Raw genomic sequence first — 15634 nt, forward strand, 5'->3', positions numbered from 1 at the left:
ATCCACAAGACCAACTGCTACGATTATCTGGTCAAGCCCTACTCACAGCAGGATCTGATAGAATCTGTCTCCAAGCTTCTGAACCTTTCTCTGATCAGGGAGGAACCAATAGAGCTTACCGACAGAGATGGTGTACTTGCCAGGATCAGACCAGACAATATACTATACATTAAATCCGAGCTGCGAAACATGCATGTCCACACAACCACCGGACTATTTATATCCACAGGAACACGACTCTCTGTATTTGCGGACTCTCTTCCATCGTATTTTGCGCGCTGCCACAAGAGCTTTATCGTAAACCTTCATCATGTGGATACCTACGACAAGGTTACCGCCATGGTATCGCTTGACACACCGGACTATCAATGGATACCGGTTGGCCGCAAATATGCCACAGAGTTTGGTCACAGACTTAAGGCTTCCACAACTGCGCACAAACACGTTGAACAGGCTTAGCAATGATAAGGAGTATTTGAAATGCCGAATTCTATAATTGATCTCCTATGCTTTACATTGGAAACAATGAAGGATGTTATTTTTATATCTGCCCTCATCGGAAGAAAATTCCGGGATATGCGCCACCCAATTATCGGAACGGCTGCTTACCTTATACTCGGGAATACGGTATCCTTAATTTTCCCAAATGCATTTGGATGGCTGGCATTATGCCTGCTATCCTATCTCATGCTGTTGTATATTATGAAGACCAGATATTTTTATGTATTGATGGCGTATATTCTTGAATATCTGTATGCGGCTTTTCTTGAGGACATTATCATCATGGGTATGACACGTCTGGGTGCGAACAATGAGACATACTTGTCCATTTCCTGTGCTGTATTTTCATTTCTGATTTCAGTGGCTCTGTGCAGATATGCGCCTATGAACCATGTGTTCCAAACCTTCATGGGCGGCAGTGGAATTATCAAATTCCTGTCTATTCATTTGTACGTTGTGTTTATGATCGAGACCGGGCTGTACAAATTCAGTACCATCGACACCTCGGTGTATATACCTGTGATATCATGCTTTGCGGTTGTGGTCATTCTCTCGGATATCATCATTCTGGGACAGCAGCGAACCATAGGAAAGCAGCAGCACGACCTGGAATGCTTTAAAACCTATCAGCCTATGATGGCTGATCTGATAAAGGATCTGCGAAGCAAACAGCACGACTTTGATAACCATCTGACGGCAGTCAGAATGCTTCCATACACCTATAGGGATTATGAGTCTCTGAAAAATGCCCTGATAAACTATTCGGACAATATGGTATCTGAATACCGTGAGTCTGAGCTGCTTCGCATCAATCTGTCTGTTGTCGCCGGTTTTATATATAGCAAGATGATCAATGCCGAAAAGAACGGAAAGACTCTGAATGTGATAGTCAGACAGCATACGTTGAAAAGCTGTATGCCCGAATATGAGATTATACGTATACTTGGAATATTAATAGACAATGCTCTGGAGGCTGTAGATGCTCCGGGATCTGCCACCCTGTCTCTTGACAGCAGTCAGAACCAGATCATCATAAGCACCATGAACAAAGGTCCTGTGTTGAGCTCTGATCTTAGAAGAAATATGTTTACCTACGGCTACACAACCAAGACCACCGACAAGCAGCATCACGGATATGGTCTTCCGAACATGAAAAAGCTTGTGGATGAATATGAGGGAAAGATATGTCTGGATAACCGAACCATATCCGGACAGAATTATATTTGCTTCGAGGTGACAGTGTAACGCAGCTCATGCACATAGAAAACCGGCAGTATACAGTTGGACTTCAACTCATATACTGCCGGTTTTCTATGCTTATCTATGGTCTGCCTGTTACAGCTCTACATTCCAGAAATCCTTGATGGTTGCGAAGTAATCCTCAGGTGTCTCTGCACGGCGGATAAGCTTAAATGAGCCGTCCGGTCTGAGCAGAACCTCTGCTGACTTCAGCTTGCCGTTGTAGTTGTAGCCCATGGCAAAGCCGTGTGCTCCTGTGTCGTGGATGACAAGGATATCTCCCATGTCGATCTTTGGAAGCATTCTGTCTATAGCGAACTTATCATTGTTCTCGCACAACGAGCCTGTCACATCATACTTGTGATCGCATGGCTCATTCTCCTTGCCGAGAACTGTGATATGATGGTATGCACCGTACATGGCCGGTCTCATGAGGTTGACTGCACATGCGTCCACTCCGATGTACTCCTTGTGTGTGTGCTTCTCATGAATGGCTGTTGTAACCAGGTGTCCGTAAGGTGCCAGCATGAAACGTCCGAGCTCTGTGAAGATAGCTACATCACCCATGCCTGCCGGTACAAGCACTTCCTCATATACCTTTCTGACACCCTCGCCGATGACCATGATGTCATTTGGCTCTTTGTCCGGTGTATATGGGATTCCAACTCCGCCTGACAGGTTGATGAAGTCAAGCTTCACTCCGGTCTTCTCCTTGATCTCAACTGCTGTCTCAAACAGAATCTTTGCAAGTGTTGGATAGTATTCATTTGTCACTGTATTGCTGGCAAGGAATGCATGCATTCCAAATCTCTTCACGCCCTTTGCCTTGAGGATCTTGTATGCCTCGATGATCTGATCCTTTGTCATACCATACTTTGCATCACCAGGGTTGTCCATGATGGTTGTTGATATAGAGAACTTTCCACCCGGATTGAATCTGCAGCAGATCTTCTCTGGAATTCCTGCTGCCTTCTCCAGGAAATCAATGTGTGTGAAATCGTCAAGATTGATGGTTGCGTTCAGCTTCTTTGCAAGCACGAATTCTTCGGCAGGGGTGTCATTGGACGAGAACATGATCTCATCGCCCTTAAATCCCATCTTGTCTGACATCATAAGCTCTGTCAGTGATGAACAGTCTGTTCCGCAGCCCTCTTCCTTGAGGATCTTGAGTATCGTTGGGTTCGGAGTAGCCTTTACAGCGAAATACTCCTTGAATCCTTTATTCCATGAAAACGCCTTATAAAGCTTTCGCGCATTCTCTCTGATTCCTTCTTCATCGTAAATGTGAAACGGTGTAGGGATCTCCCTGATGATCTCCTCTGCCTTTGCCTTTGTAATAAATGGTGTCTTCATCTTTTTTTGTCCTTTCTGTGCTGTATTATGGCAAGTATCCTGCATACTATGCGTTGTTCTCCGCTGCGACAAGGTTCTCACTCTTGTGCATCTTACGGAGAAGTGGCTTTTCTATCTTACCTGTAGCATTTCTCGGAACGTGCTCAAATATGATCTTCCTTGGTCTCTTGTATCTTGGAAGTTCTTTACAGAACTCGTTGATCTCCTCCTCTGTGCAGGTCATGCCATCCTTTACCTCTATGATGGCCGCTGTGATCTCTCCGAGACGGGCATCTGCGATACCGATGACTGCAACGTCCTTGATCTTCTCGTATTTGCTGAGGAAGTTCTCTATCTGTACAGGGTAGATATTCTCTCCACCACTGATTATAACATCTTTCTTTCTATCTACAAGATAAATAAATCCATCTTCGTCCTGCATAGCCATATCTCCTGTGTACAGCCAGCCATCCTTCAGGCACTCCTCTGTCGCCTTTGGATTCTTGTAGTAGCAGGTCATGACACCAGGTCCCTTGAGGATAAGCTCACCGACTGCGCCCTGCTCAACCTCTGTTCCGTCCTCATTCACGATCTTTGCCTGCCAGCCATAACCCGGCACACCGATGGCTCCGACCTTATGTATGTTCTCTACTCCCAGATGTACAGCGCCCGGTCCGATGGACTCTGAAAGTCCATAGTTCGTGTCGTACTGATGGTTAGGGAATATCTCTTTCCATTTCTTTATAAGACTCTGTGGTACAGGCTGTGCTCCGATGTGCATCAGTCTCCACTGTGACAGCTCATAATCCTCCAGATGTACATCGCCGTTCTCTATTGCAAGCAGTATATCCTGAGCCCATGGCACAAGAAGCCATACTATAGTACACTTCTCATCGCTTACCGTCTGAAGTATGGTCTTAGCACTTACGCCCTTGAGCAGAACGGCTTTGCCGCCCACTATCAGGCTTCCAAACCAGTGCATCTTGGCACCTGTGTGGTACAGAGGAGGAATACACAGGAATACATCATCCTTTGTCTGTCCGTGATGTACATTCTCGACCTTTGCCGCATGCATCAGGCTCTCATGGTTGTGCAGGATAGCCTTTGGGAATCCTGTTGTTCCAGATGAGAAATATATAGCCGCATCATCACTGTCCTTGATGTCTCTCTTCTCGAATACACTTGAGCAGTTGGATGTCAGCTTGTCATAGTCCTCCGCAAATGTAGGACAGTTGCCTCCCACATAGAAGAGGATTCTCTTCTCAGCTATCTCGTCAACGACAGCCTCTATACGTCCGATGAACTCAGGGCCAAATACAAGCACGTCGACATCCGCAAGCTCTACACAGTATTTAATCTCCTCCGCATCGTATCTGAAGTTGAACGGAACCACTATAGCTCCCGTCTTCAACACTCCGAAATATATTGGAAGCCACTCAAGGCAGTTCATCATGAGGATACCTACCTTGTCTCCCTTCTGGATTCCACGTGACACCAGAAGATTAGCAAATCTGTTTGCCTTCTCATTGAACACGCTCCATGTGATCTCTCTTCTGTACTGGCATGTAGGATTCGACTCTATGAGCTCATACTCTCTCCATGTAACCCTTCTCGTCTCCTGCACATCAGGATTTATCTCTACCAGAGCGACATCATTTCCGTATTCTCTGGCATTTCTCTCTAAGTAATCTGTGATTGGCATAACCGTAACTCCTAACCTCTCTTAATAATTGCTCTTCTTTCTCAATTAAAAGCTTTAACGCGTTAAATTGCACGCTCTTTACAGTATATCCCTCACATGGAAAATATACAATAGGCAATTACATTTGAATACTATCATAAAAAATAGTGCTGATGTATAAGTTTTTTATCACTTATACATCAGCACTATTTCTTTTTCATGGATTCATCACTCTACGCATAGAATGACGCCTTGATCATATTGATATAACTGTTCATCATCTGTGATCCCACAAATGTCGCGATCATCAGTCCTACGCTGAGCGCCGGGCCAAATGCGAAATGATCGTCCTTGCCCTTCTTTCGCCTTGCAAGAAGTATCACGCCCTGGCATCCACCTATGATAAGTCCGATGAAGAACGCTATGACCGTAGCCTTCCAGCCAAGGAAGAATCCTGCGGCAAACATGAGCTTGATATCTCCACCGCCAAATCCATCCGGAATGACCAGCACTATCAGGAACAGTGGAAGACTCACACATATCATTCCTATGAGCCTGCTCACAAGTGAGAGATCACCGCCTGTCAGAGAAAAGCCTCCTCTTGTGAATATGGATATAACTCCAAGCACCAGTATGCATACATTCAGCACAAATGGTATCTCCATGGTGTCCGCGTCTATGAATGTGATGATAGTCAGCAGTGCAAAGAACAGGAATACCGTGACCGCCTCAAGGCTCACATCAAACTGCCACACCATCAGCACTCCGAACACTCCACCAAGTATCTGTATGAACAGGCATCTCGGAGAAAACTTCTCAAAACTCTTCGGCTTTCCCTTAAAAATATTCTCATTGTTCGGCAGCTTGAGTATGATCTCATTCGCCAGAGTGAAAAGCACCACCCCAAGTAAAAACGCAACTATACAAGCTGCTATATTAATTGAATTCATAAACAAAATATCCCTTCTAAAAATATTACTGCTCACGATGGTCGATGACACGCTGTGTCTTCTTCTCACTTCTAGGCAGCGTTCCAACAGGGACAACTGTGATCTTCGGTGTAACTCCGATCCTTGACTTGAACAGATCTCTGATCTGACGTCCTGTCTGCTCGAAATCTACACGTCCCTCGGCCTCAACTGTAACCAGCATGATATCCTTATTGGCAGGCTCATCATGGGCTATATTTATGGTGTACTCGCTTGGGACTCCATCCACAAGTGCAAGCAGCTCCTCAACCTGGCTTGGGAACATATTTACGCCGTGTACCTTGAACATATCGTCACTTCTGCCCTTGATGATATCCAATCTAGGATGCTTTCTTCCGCATGGACACTCACCCGGAATGATCCTTGATATATCGTGTGTCCTGAAACGGATGAGCGGAGCTCCCTCCTTCACCAGAGTAGTGATAACGATCTCTCCCTCCTCTCCGTCAGGGAGAGTCTTTCCGGTCTTCGGATCTATTATCTCTATATAAACATAATCATCCCAATAGTGCATTCCATTCTGGGCATCGCAGCTTATTCCGATACCAGGTCCATAGATCTCTGTAAGTCCATATATATCATACAGCTCTATTCCAAGCTTCTCTTTTATATACTTTCTCTTCTTCTCACTCCAGCGCTCTGAGCCAAATACGCCCTTCTTCAAATGTATCTTATCCTTAAGCCCTCTCTTATCTATCTCTTCGGCAAGAAGAAGTGCGTATGATGATGTTGCTGTGAGAACTGTACTTTCAAGATCGATCATCATCTGTAACTGTTTGTCAGTATTTCCAGGGCCCATAGGAATCACCATGGCACCAAGCTTCTCCGCGCCTGCCTGAAATCCTATTCCGGCTGTCCACAGACCATATCCCGGAGTGATATGTACTCGGTCTTTCTTTGTCACTCCGGCTGTCTCGTAGCATCTTGCGAACATGATTGCCCAATCATCGACATCCTTTGCTGTGTAAGGTATGATGACCGGCTTTCCTGTTGTTCCTGAAGATGAATGGATACGTACCACTTCCTCATCCGGAACAGCCTGTATTCCCAGCGGGTAAGCATTTCTCAGGTCATCCTTGCTTGAAAACGGAAGCTCCTCAAATGCCTCCTGACTTGTCACATCTGTTATACCAAGCTCTCTGTACTTCTTACCATAATAGCTGTCAGTCTTTACAAGTCTCTTTATCTGAGCGTCCACCTGACTGAGCTGTGTGTCATTTAACTTCATAATTTTTACTCTCCTTTTCCCTTTTGTCAGCCCATCGCCAACTACATCTTCATCGCATATTCAAATACTTTCTTGTTCACCTCTACAAACTTCGGATTCACTCCATTCTCAATGGCTGATATGATATCCGCCTCGTCAAGTCCCAGTCTGCCGCTGGCTGCTGCAACCCCGAGGAGTGCTATGTTGTAGAACTTTGCCGAACCAAATTCACGGCTTATCGCCGCGCCATCCATGACTATGCAATCGCATTTGTCCTTCAGGTAGTCAAGCATCGGCTGTGCCTCGTAGCCTGAATTCATGAGCGAGTCAGTCGCCGGTTTCACCGGGACGTTGTTGGTGATGACGATTCCTCCCTTTTTCAGATAAGCCAGATTGCGCACAGCCTCTGCAGGCTCAAACGCAAGTATAATGTCAGCACCGCCCTGGGCTATGAGTGGCGAATACGCCTCACCGATCCTCACATGGCTCGTGACACTTCCGCCTCTCTGTGCCATACCTATGGTCTCCGCCGAATGTACCGTCTCACCCTTTGCCATATACGCCGATGCGATGAGCTTGGACGCAAGAACCGTTCCCTGTCCGCCTACACCGCAGACCAGAATATCCTTATTCATTGCTAGCACCTCCTATCGCACCCACCGGACAGATCTGTGAGCACAGACCGCATCCCGTACACAGGCTTTCATCTATCGCCACCTTGCCATCCTTCAGGATGATTGCAGGACAGCCTATCTCTCTTATACATTTCTTACACTGTATACACTTTTCGGATATCTCCATCTTGCCAGACGGCTTGGTGATGGCTATACATGGCGACTTGAAAATGATCGCTTTGACACCTCTGATATCCGCACACTCCTTAACTGCTGCCACGCTCGCCTCAAGATCAAGCGGATCAACAGTGACTATCTTCTTCACTCCGATTCCTTCAAGAACCTTCTGTATACTCACCTTGTCCACGAACTGGCCCATCATGTTGCGTCCTGTTCCCGGATGTGGCTGGTGTCCCGTCATGGCTGTGGTCGAATTGTCCAGCACGCACAGGATCATATTTGCATCATTGTACACTGCATTTACCACGCCGGTCATACCAGACGCGAAGAATGTGGAATCTCCCACAAATGCAAAGCACACGCCATCTTCATCCACCCAGTGGAAGCCCTGCGCCATAGTGATTCCGGCTCCCATGCACAGACAGGTATCCACCATGTCAAGCGGCATGGCATTTCCAAGTGTATAGCATCCGATATCTCCGCAGAAATAACTCTTTCTGCCGGCCATCGCCTTCTTTACCGCATAGAATGACGCTCTGTGAGGGCATCCCGCACACAGCACAGGCGGCCTTACAGGAAGTGCCGGTGCATCTGACACATCCACCTGGGAAGTCTTCTCAAGTCCCAGAAAATCGCACAGGATGTTTGCAGCCTTGTTTGTGCTGAGCTCTCCGCTTGTCGGCACATCACCGGTCTGCTTTCCTCTGACATTTATATCCATATGATATTTGCCCGCAAGGCGTAATATCTGATTCTCTATGTATGGGCTGAGCTCCTCAAGACACATGACCTCCGTCACTCCGTCCAGCGCATTCTTCACAAACTGCTCCGGGAAAGGATGTGGGGTCGCTATACGGATCAGCTTCACATCAGGCACATTCTTAAGTGTCTCTTTTGCGTAGCAGTAGCTGATTCCCGATGCGAATACCGCCTTGCTGCCGCTTCCCTCCACCGTGTTCATGGAGTAGTCGCCAAAGTCATCCCCGATCTCTACATTTCTCTTCTCTATCATGGCATGGTTGGCAAATGACAATCTCGGGAAGATGACCCATTTCTTTGAATCCTTTACAAATCCCTCATATTCCTTTGCCTTCCACTCGTCTTTTACCTCTATGGATGCGTATGCATGGCACACTCTTGTTGTCGGTCTGAACAGAACCGGTGTCTTGTATTTCTCCGAGTAGTCAAATGCATCCTGTATCATCTGATATGCCTCCTCAGGAGTCGACGGGTCAAATACCGGGATCCTGCAGAAGTCTGCAAACATCCTTGTATCCTGCTCCGTCTGTGACGATATCGGTCCCGGATCGTCCGCAGACACGATGACCATTCCGCCCTTTATCCCGACATACGCCAGCGACATAAGCGGATCCGATGCCACATTGAGACCCACCTGTTTCATGGTCACAAGTGTCCTCGCTCCACTGTATGATGCACTGGCGGCAACCTCCATAGCCGCTTTCTCATTTACCGACCACTCCACATGGACTCTGTCATGCGGGTATTTTGCTACTGTCTCAAGTATCTCCGAAGACGGGGTTCCCGGATATCCCGCCACAAGGTTCAGACCCGCCGCAAGTGCACCGAGGGCTATGGCCCCGTTACCCATAACATATTCTTTTCTCATAACAATACTACCTTCCAAGTCATTTATAAATTCTCTTATATTTCGATATTATAACCTCCACGGCTTTCAATGACAACAAATATTCGGGGCAGCACCACTTTACTGTTATAAAGTGGTGCTGCCCCTTCAAATTCATGCTCTTCTTTTTAACATGCATATGTGATACAATGTTTCTTGAATTTTTATAGAAGGAGAATAACCATGAACAACCGACCATTTGCCGGCAGAACTGCTGCCGTTATAGATCTGGCAAAGCTCAGGAGCAATATTGCCAACATAAAATCAAGACTGAAACCGGGTGTTGAATTTATCGCAGTCATGAAGGGCGATGGATACCGCCACGGCATTGCAGGACTTTACCCGACACTCAAGGAATGTGGCATAGACAGCTACGCCGTTGCCATCTGGGAAGAGGGAAAGATGCTCAGGGACGCGGGGGCAACAGAGTCTATCCTTATCCTTGGCGATACAGCAGATGACATGCTGGATGAGGCCGCAAAGTACGACCTTGATCTCACTGTCTTTTCAATGGAGGGTGCTGAGAACATGGCTGCCGCTGCAAGAAGAGCCGGCAAGAAACAGAATGTCCAGATAAAGCTGAACACCGGTATGAACCGAATAGGATTCCCGGTATGTCAGGAATCATTTGACACTATAAAGAAGATCTGCGAGATGGACGACCTGAACGTAACAGGTATATTTACACATTTTGCAAGGGCAGATGAGGGGGATCACACAAGTGCAAGAAAGCAGCTTGATCTATACCTCCACGCCGTAAATGAACTTGAGAAGATGGGGGTTGTCATACCAAAACACCACGTAGCCAACAGCCCTGCCATACTGATGCTGCCTGAGGCACAGCTCGACGCAGTCAGATGCGGTGATATCCTCTATGGTCTCACTCCTTCTGATGATTTTGACTGGAAGAATTCAGGACTTCAGGAGATCCTCAGCTGGTACACATACGTTGCCATGGTGAAGGAGGTTCCTACCGGATCTGAGATTGGATACGGCGGAACTTTTGTCACTGAAAGACCTACAAAGATCGCCACACTTCCGGTAGGATTTGCAGACGGCTACAGCCGTTACCTGTCCAACAAGGGCAAGGTCATCATAAATGGTCATGAGGCGCCGATCATCGGACGCGTATGTATGGATCAGTGCATGGCGGACGTCACAGACATCCCGGATGTACAGCGCGGCGACACTGTAACCCTTCTCGGTGAGGGCATGTCCATCGAGGACATGGCAAATATGCTTGACACGAATGTGGATGTGATCGTGTGCAACATATCGGTAAGGGTTCCGAGGGTGTATATAAATGGGGATATCTGATCGGCAGTATTGGGGAAAGGGAGATTTGTAAATGTTTCATTTGAACGACATATTAATATTTTTATTTTTCGGTATAGTCGCATTTGTTATACCCGGAACTTTAACAGTCTGGAATATTTACAATTGTTTTTCTGCCAAACCAAAAAAGGAAAAGCTTATCTCAACCGTAACCGTTCTGGTTGGCGGCCTGTTATATCTGATGCTGTTTGCGATAACGTATGATACAGCCGGCGACTGGTATGAACAGGTTAATACTATGCAATTTCACTATGTGATTTCTTCCGGGTATTGGGGAATTTCCTGGGTTGCTTTATTAGGATTTGCTGCATATTTTGTGTTGTTATACATAAATGCAGACCGACTGCCGCCATTAGTATCCGCGGCTGCAATTTCCTTTATTATCCTGCTTAATATATTGCAGATTACGTTTGCTGTTCAGTTATCTAAAAATATCAATAATCCCTTAGAATTGTCATTTTATGTTTATCATTTCAACATATTGCTGTTATCTGCAAGAGCAATTCAGAGGCATATGCTGCAACAGGTAGAAATCTTTAAAAACAGAGCAGCAGCACAGGATAACAATATACGTTTCAAGAAATTTTACGATATCATTAACAGCTTATCCAGGTACACCTTTGTAATTTTTGTTGCACTGTTTCTGGTTGTGGCAATTATCGAGATTATATTTGTCCTAATTGGTCAGGGACTGGATGCTCCGATTAAGGCATTTACAGATACTGCAGATTGGACATTTTCAAAGCAGACACCACCACCGCCATCAGATTACGAAGGACATTATCTTTGTACGGTAGCCGCCGGTGGGCACAAAAAAGTTGTGAAACCGCTTAGATTTGGAAGCAGGAGAGGTGCAACGATCATTGTAAACAGGCAATTATGTATTGCCAACGCATTTGAAGAAGTGATTCAGATAAAATTTCCAAGTTTTCACAGGATGGTTCGCCACATATATGATACATACGGCTATCCACTGTCGAAACTCATAACAAATCCTCTTAGAGCAGATGTTGTTTATATTATAATGAAACCATTGGAATGGATATTTTTATTATTCTTATATCTGGTTGATGTCAGACCGGAACAGAGAATAAGAAACCAGTATGTTTTACAATTCAAAAGATAAGGTGTGAATATGGGGAGTGTTATTTCCATCATGTCTATTATTATCTCCATCATTTATTGATAAAATGATGGAGATAAATCTGAAATGAAGGAGATTTTTAAGCAAGAAGTGTCAGGTACAGATAATCTTTTGTTCATCCGTACCTGACACCAATTTTCGACATGTGCACCCCCTCTTTTCTGTTCAACCTACTCTTCCTTCGAGCTGGATGTCGATCCTTTATCTATTCTCTTTATTGCGTTTCTTATAATCTCTTTTGCTTTATCCTCATTGTTCGTTTCAAGTAGTGCGAGGATACTATCAAGTAAAATACATAACTCCTGATTTTGCATTTCTTCCATCCTTTCCACCGCCTTTCTTTATCTGAAGTATAGTGGCTTTATTTGTTGTTTTCAAGCTCTTTTCCATCCTTTATTCCCTGTTCCATCCTGATCTTGTACTCCATCAGACGCAAGAGATAATCCGGCATCTTGCGGTTTCCAAGTTCCCAATCCTGAACTGTCCTATATGGTATCTCGAAATACTCACAAAACTCCTTTCTGGTCATACCAGTGCTTTCTCTAAGCTCTACTAGATAGTCTTTACTGTCCATATCGCACTCTCCTTTGACTACATATCTCCCGTTAGCATGTTACTTTTGCGCCCGCGTTGCGTATATTGCACATTTATATTATCATACGCATTGTGTATATGCAAGTTGTTTTTCGCCATATTACATAAAAATTAAAAAGTGTCAGGTACAGATAAACTTTTGTTTATCCGCACCTGACACCAATCTACCTCCGTTCTCTATTTCATCACCGCATTATACACATCCCTCTTAGGGACTCCGCGGTCTACAGCCGCCTGCTTGATCGCATCCTTCTTGGACATACCCTGATCAACGTACATCTGGACATGTTCCTCCACGGACATAGCCTCGAACGAGCTCTTCTTCTCTTCCTCAAGCTTCTTTACATCAAGCCCTTCTATCACTATGACGAATTCTCCTCTCGGATCTTCCCCCTCGTAACGAGCTATCGCCTGAGAGAGCATCATAGGCTCTATGGTTTCATGTTTCTTGGTGATCTCTCTGGCAAGTGTTATATGCCTGTCACCGAGAGCCTCCATGAGTTCCGCCAAAGTCTTCTTCAGCTTGTGTGGAGCCTCATACATCACCATAGTCCTCGTCTCTCGCTTCATCTCCTCAAGCACTCTTGTTCTATCCTTCTTGTCATACGGCAGAAACGCCTCAAATGCAAATCTTCTGGTCGAAAGTCCTGAGCTGATGAGCGCCGATATACATGCACACGCCCCCGGCACCGGTGTAACCTCAAGCCCTGCGGCAAGAGCCTGTCTCACAAGCTCCTCCCCGGGATCAGATATACCCGGAGTTCCGGCATCAGTGATAACTGCAACGCTTTGTCCCTGCTGCATCTTCTCAACGAGAACCTTCGCCTTGTCGTATTTATTGTATTCATGATAACTCGTCATGGGAGTCTTGATCTCGAAATGATTGAGCAGCTTGATACTGTTCCTCGTATCCTCCGCCGCTATCACATCCACCTCGGAAAGAACCCTGACGGCTCTATATGTCATATCCTCAAGATTTCCTATGGGTGTTGCCACCAGATATAATTTGCCTGCCATATATAAACCTCACTATCTGTAATATGTACATTAGGGTGTTTACAACATTTTTCACTTTCATGCTGCAGCCGTTGCCTGTTACCGCTTTGCACTGCCTTCATATGTCGCAAGCAGCTGCTCCGTGTACACTCCCGGAGCTTTGTAGACTATCATAGGCGGATCAATCTTGATCATGGAGTTGCCACCCTTAACGGCCTCCACTATGACCATGTTTGGCTCCTTATCTATGTATGGATGTACAAGCTGCATCCTCTTTGGCTCAAGCCTGTGCTCATGCAGGCATTCAAATATCTCAGCCAGCCTGAACGGCTTGTGTATCATATAAAAACTTCCGCCGGGTTTAAGGGCATGCTCTGCCGCTGCCACCACCTGATCCAACGTCACATGCACCTCATGTCTCGCTATGTTCTTCGGAGCATCCGGATTCTCCAGACCGTGACTGCCCTTTATGTATGGTGGATTTGAGGTCACTATGTCAAAGGAGGCCTTCTTGTAGTTACAAGAGACCTCCTTTATATCTCCGTTATCTATTCGCACTAAACCGTCAAGCCCGTTGAGGCTCACGCTCCTTGCCGCCATGTCCGCACATGCAGGCTGAAGCTCTATGCCTATAAACCGTGCTCCATCTGCCATTTTACCGCCAGGCTGCTGATTCACCCCTGCATCCGAATTAGTAACTCCATCTACGGCAATACAATCATGTGAGGATCTATAATCATCGGCATTCAAACCAGCAAGTCTCTCCTCTCTGGTAAGAGCTTCATCCCCATACTCCTTTGCAGCAAGAAGTATAGGTATGATACCTGTTCCTGTCCCGAGATCCATATATCTGCCGCCGCGCTTAAATCTCACATAGTTTGCCAACAGCACAGCATCCATCCCAAAGCAGAACATTCCGCTGTTCTGTATGATCTGATAACCCTTGCACTGCAGGTCATCTATCCTCTCACAGGATTTAATAACCTCTTCCGGTCTAATCGTCAAATTTGGACTTTCCACCCTTGTCCTCCAATGCCTCAAGTGCCTTGTACTCCTCAGCACTGAGTCTTTCTGAATTCTTTCTTCTCTTAGGCTTGAACTTGAGTTCAGCCACAGGATACTCCATAACTTCCTTGTTGTCATCCTTGTCTGTCACCACGATCTTAACCTTCTGTCGGAGAACGTTCACTGACATGACCTCGCCCTTGTTGCCATCTATGGTCCTGACGAAATCTCCTACATTCGGAAGCTTCTCATTCAGATACTCGTAAGTGTCCTGCTCATGCTTCAGACAGCACATAAGTCTTCCGCACACACCGGATATCTTAGTAGGATTCAGTGACAGGTTCTGCTCCTTTGCCATCTTGATTGATACTGGAACAAACTCCGACAAATGCTTGTTACAGCAGAGCTCCCTTCCACATATGCCGATTCCGCCAACCATCTTGGTCTCATCGCGGACACCGATCTGTCTGAGCTCTATTCTTGTCTTGAACACAGATGCCAGATCCTTTACCAGCTCTCGGAAATCGATTCTCCTGTCTGCTGTGAAGTAGAACAGCACCTTATTGTTGTCAAATGTATACTCAGCCTCGATGAGCTTCATGTCCAGCTTATGCTTTGCGATCTTCTCAAGACATATGCCAAATGCTCTCTTGCTCTTCTTCTTGTTATCCTCGTATCTTCTGGTGTCATCCTCTGTGGCAATTCTTATGATCGGCTTGAGTGACGCCGTTATCTTGCCCTCTTCTACCTCTCGTCTTCCCAGAACCACTTTGCCGTACTCCACACCCCTTGCGGTCTCGACAATGACAAAACTGCCGGCCTCGACCTCAAAGTTCTGTGGATCAAAATAATATATCTTACCGTTTGGTCTGAAACGAACTCCTATAATCTCTTTCATTAACAATTCTCCTTCATGGTTAGGAGCATAAGCTCCATGACAATGTCAAAGCTGACATTCGCCTCAAGTCTGACCTTGGCCTTGTCCATAGACTTGAGTACCTTTTCTATACCCTCATAGCTGATGTGTGAGGACTGCTTTCTTATATCAGAATAATACTCCTTGAACATCAACCGGCCCGGGTTATTGGACACCTTAAGCATAAGAATGTCCCTGTACCACATCATCATCAAATCGATGTAGTCACTTACCTTGAGCTTGTACAGCTCCATAT

The 15634-nt window shown here is 45.9% G+C and carries 15 protein-coding genes and 1 pseudogene; 4 read left to right on the forward strand and 12 right to left on the reverse strand.

All coding sequences use genetic code 11. From position 1 onward, the window contains the following. Together ABUA34_RS09665 and ABUA34_RS09670 are read left to right on the forward strand one after the other, a co-directional pair. Window positions 1-459, forward strand: a 459-nt coding sequence (locus tag ABUA34_RS09665) for a LytR/AlgR family response regulator transcription factor (protein ID WP_349823222.1), incomplete at its 5' end; no start/stop codon positions are given. 21 nt (window positions 460-480) lie between these two features. Next, on the forward strand, window positions 481-1746 hold the full coding sequence (locus ABUA34_RS09670; protein ID WP_349823223.1) for a sensor histidine kinase: 1266 nt from the start codon (window positions 481-483) through the stop codon (window positions 1744-1746). Between the two features lie 90 nt (window positions 1747-1836). On the opposite strand, the gene ABUA34_RS09675 is transcribed toward ABUA34_RS09670, so the two are convergent. The 6 genes from ABUA34_RS09675 to iorA all read right to left on the reverse strand — a co-directional run bounded on the left by ABUA34_RS09675 (window position 1837) and on the right by iorA (window position 9370). Further along, window positions 1837-3093, reverse strand: coding sequence for a diaminopimelate decarboxylase (locus ABUA34_RS09675; RefSeq protein WP_055146098.1), 1257 nt, complete (start codon window positions 3091-3093; stop codon window positions 1837-1839). A gap of 46 nt (window positions 3094-3139) precedes the next feature. Further along, window positions 3140-4774 (reverse strand): class I adenylate-forming enzyme family protein, encoded by a 1635-nt coding sequence (locus tag ABUA34_RS09680; RefSeq protein WP_015534358.1) that lies wholly within the window; start codon window positions 4772-4774, stop codon window positions 3140-3142. A 212-nt stretch (window positions 4775-4986) separates the two neighbouring features. Beyond that, on the reverse strand, window positions 4987-5703 hold the full coding sequence (locus ABUA34_RS09685) for a prepilin peptidase (protein WP_022217444.1): 717 nt from the start codon (window positions 5701-5703) through the stop codon (window positions 4987-4989). A 25-nt stretch (window positions 5704-5728) separates the two neighbouring features. Next, complete coding sequence (locus tag ABUA34_RS09690; protein ID WP_117875327.1) at window positions 5729-6970, reverse strand: phenylacetate--CoA ligase family protein; 1242 nt, start codon at window positions 6968-6970, stop codon at window positions 5729-5731. Between the two features lie 41 nt (window positions 6971-7011). Continuing rightward, complete coding sequence (locus ABUA34_RS09695; protein WP_055222410.1) at window positions 7012-7584, reverse strand: indolepyruvate oxidoreductase subunit beta; 573 nt, start codon at window positions 7582-7584, stop codon at window positions 7012-7014. Further along, window positions 7577-9370 carry an indolepyruvate ferredoxin oxidoreductase subunit alpha gene (gene iorA / locus ABUA34_RS09700; protein ID WP_349823224.1) on the reverse strand — a complete coding sequence of 598 codons (1794 nt, stop codon included), beginning with the start codon at window positions 9368-9370 and terminating at the stop codon, window positions 7577-7579. Before iorA ends, ABUA34_RS09695 begins: the two co-directional genes overlap by 8 nt. Before the next feature lie 201 nt (window positions 9371-9571). On the opposite strand from iorA, the gene alr reads away from it, so the two are divergent. Both alr and ABUA34_RS09710 read left to right on the forward strand, forming a co-directional pair. Further along, entirely contained in the window at window positions 9572-10705 is a 1134-nt protein-coding gene (gene alr / locus ABUA34_RS09705; RefSeq protein ID WP_015534363.1) for an alanine racemase, read from the forward strand. 40 nt (window positions 10706-10745) lie between these two features. Further along, the gene (locus tag ABUA34_RS09710) at window positions 10746-11849 is read left to right on the forward strand and encodes a DUF6688 domain-containing protein (RefSeq protein WP_156332997.1); all 1104 of its coding nucleotides are present in this window, start codon (window positions 10746-10748) and stop codon (window positions 11847-11849) included. Between the two features lie 188 nt (window positions 11850-12037). Here the strand turns inward: ABUA34_RS09710 and ABUA34_RS09715 are convergent, their stop codons facing one another. The 6 genes and pseudogenes from ABUA34_RS09715 to ABUA34_RS09740 form a co-directional block, all read right to left on the reverse strand. Further along, the gene (locus tag ABUA34_RS09715; RefSeq protein ID WP_015534365.1) at window positions 12038-12190 is read right to left on the reverse strand and encodes a hypothetical protein; all 153 of its coding nucleotides are present in this window, start codon (window positions 12188-12190) and stop codon (window positions 12038-12040) included. A gap of 38 nt (window positions 12191-12228) precedes the next feature. Beyond that, on the reverse strand, window positions 12229-12441 hold the full coding sequence (locus ABUA34_RS09720; RefSeq protein ID WP_015534366.1) for a helix-turn-helix domain-containing protein: 213 nt from the start codon (window positions 12439-12441) through the stop codon (window positions 12229-12231). Between the two features lie 197 nt (window positions 12442-12638). After that, window positions 12639-13478: a 16S rRNA (cytidine(1402)-2'-O)-methyltransferase gene (gene rsmI, locus ABUA34_RS09725; protein ID WP_118649483.1), complete on the reverse strand. Its 840-nt coding sequence runs from the start codon at window positions 13476-13478 to the stop codon at window positions 12639-12641. A 78-nt stretch (window positions 13479-13556) separates the two neighbouring features. Next, window positions 13557-14477, reverse strand: coding sequence for a tRNA1(Val) (adenine(37)-N6)-methyltransferase (locus ABUA34_RS09730; RefSeq protein ID WP_349823225.1), 921 nt, complete (start codon window positions 14475-14477; stop codon window positions 13557-13559). Then, a complete protein-coding gene (locus tag ABUA34_RS09735) occupies window positions 14452-15360 on the reverse strand; it encodes a PSP1 domain-containing protein (RefSeq protein ID WP_015534368.1) in 909 nt (302 codons plus the stop codon). The genes ABUA34_RS09730 and ABUA34_RS09735 overlap by 26 nt, the downstream gene beginning before the upstream one ends. Next, window positions 15360-15634: pseudogene (locus ABUA34_RS09740) on the reverse strand (DNA polymerase III subunit delta); the annotation flags it as partial. The pseudogene ABUA34_RS09740 and the gene ABUA34_RS09735, both read right to left, overlap by 1 nt.

It is taken from the genome of Coprococcus sp. RTP21428st1_C9_RTP21428_210409 (assembly GCF_040227395.1).
Lineage (GTDB): Bacteria > Bacillota > Clostridia > Lachnospirales > Lachnospiraceae > Coprococcus > Coprococcus aceti.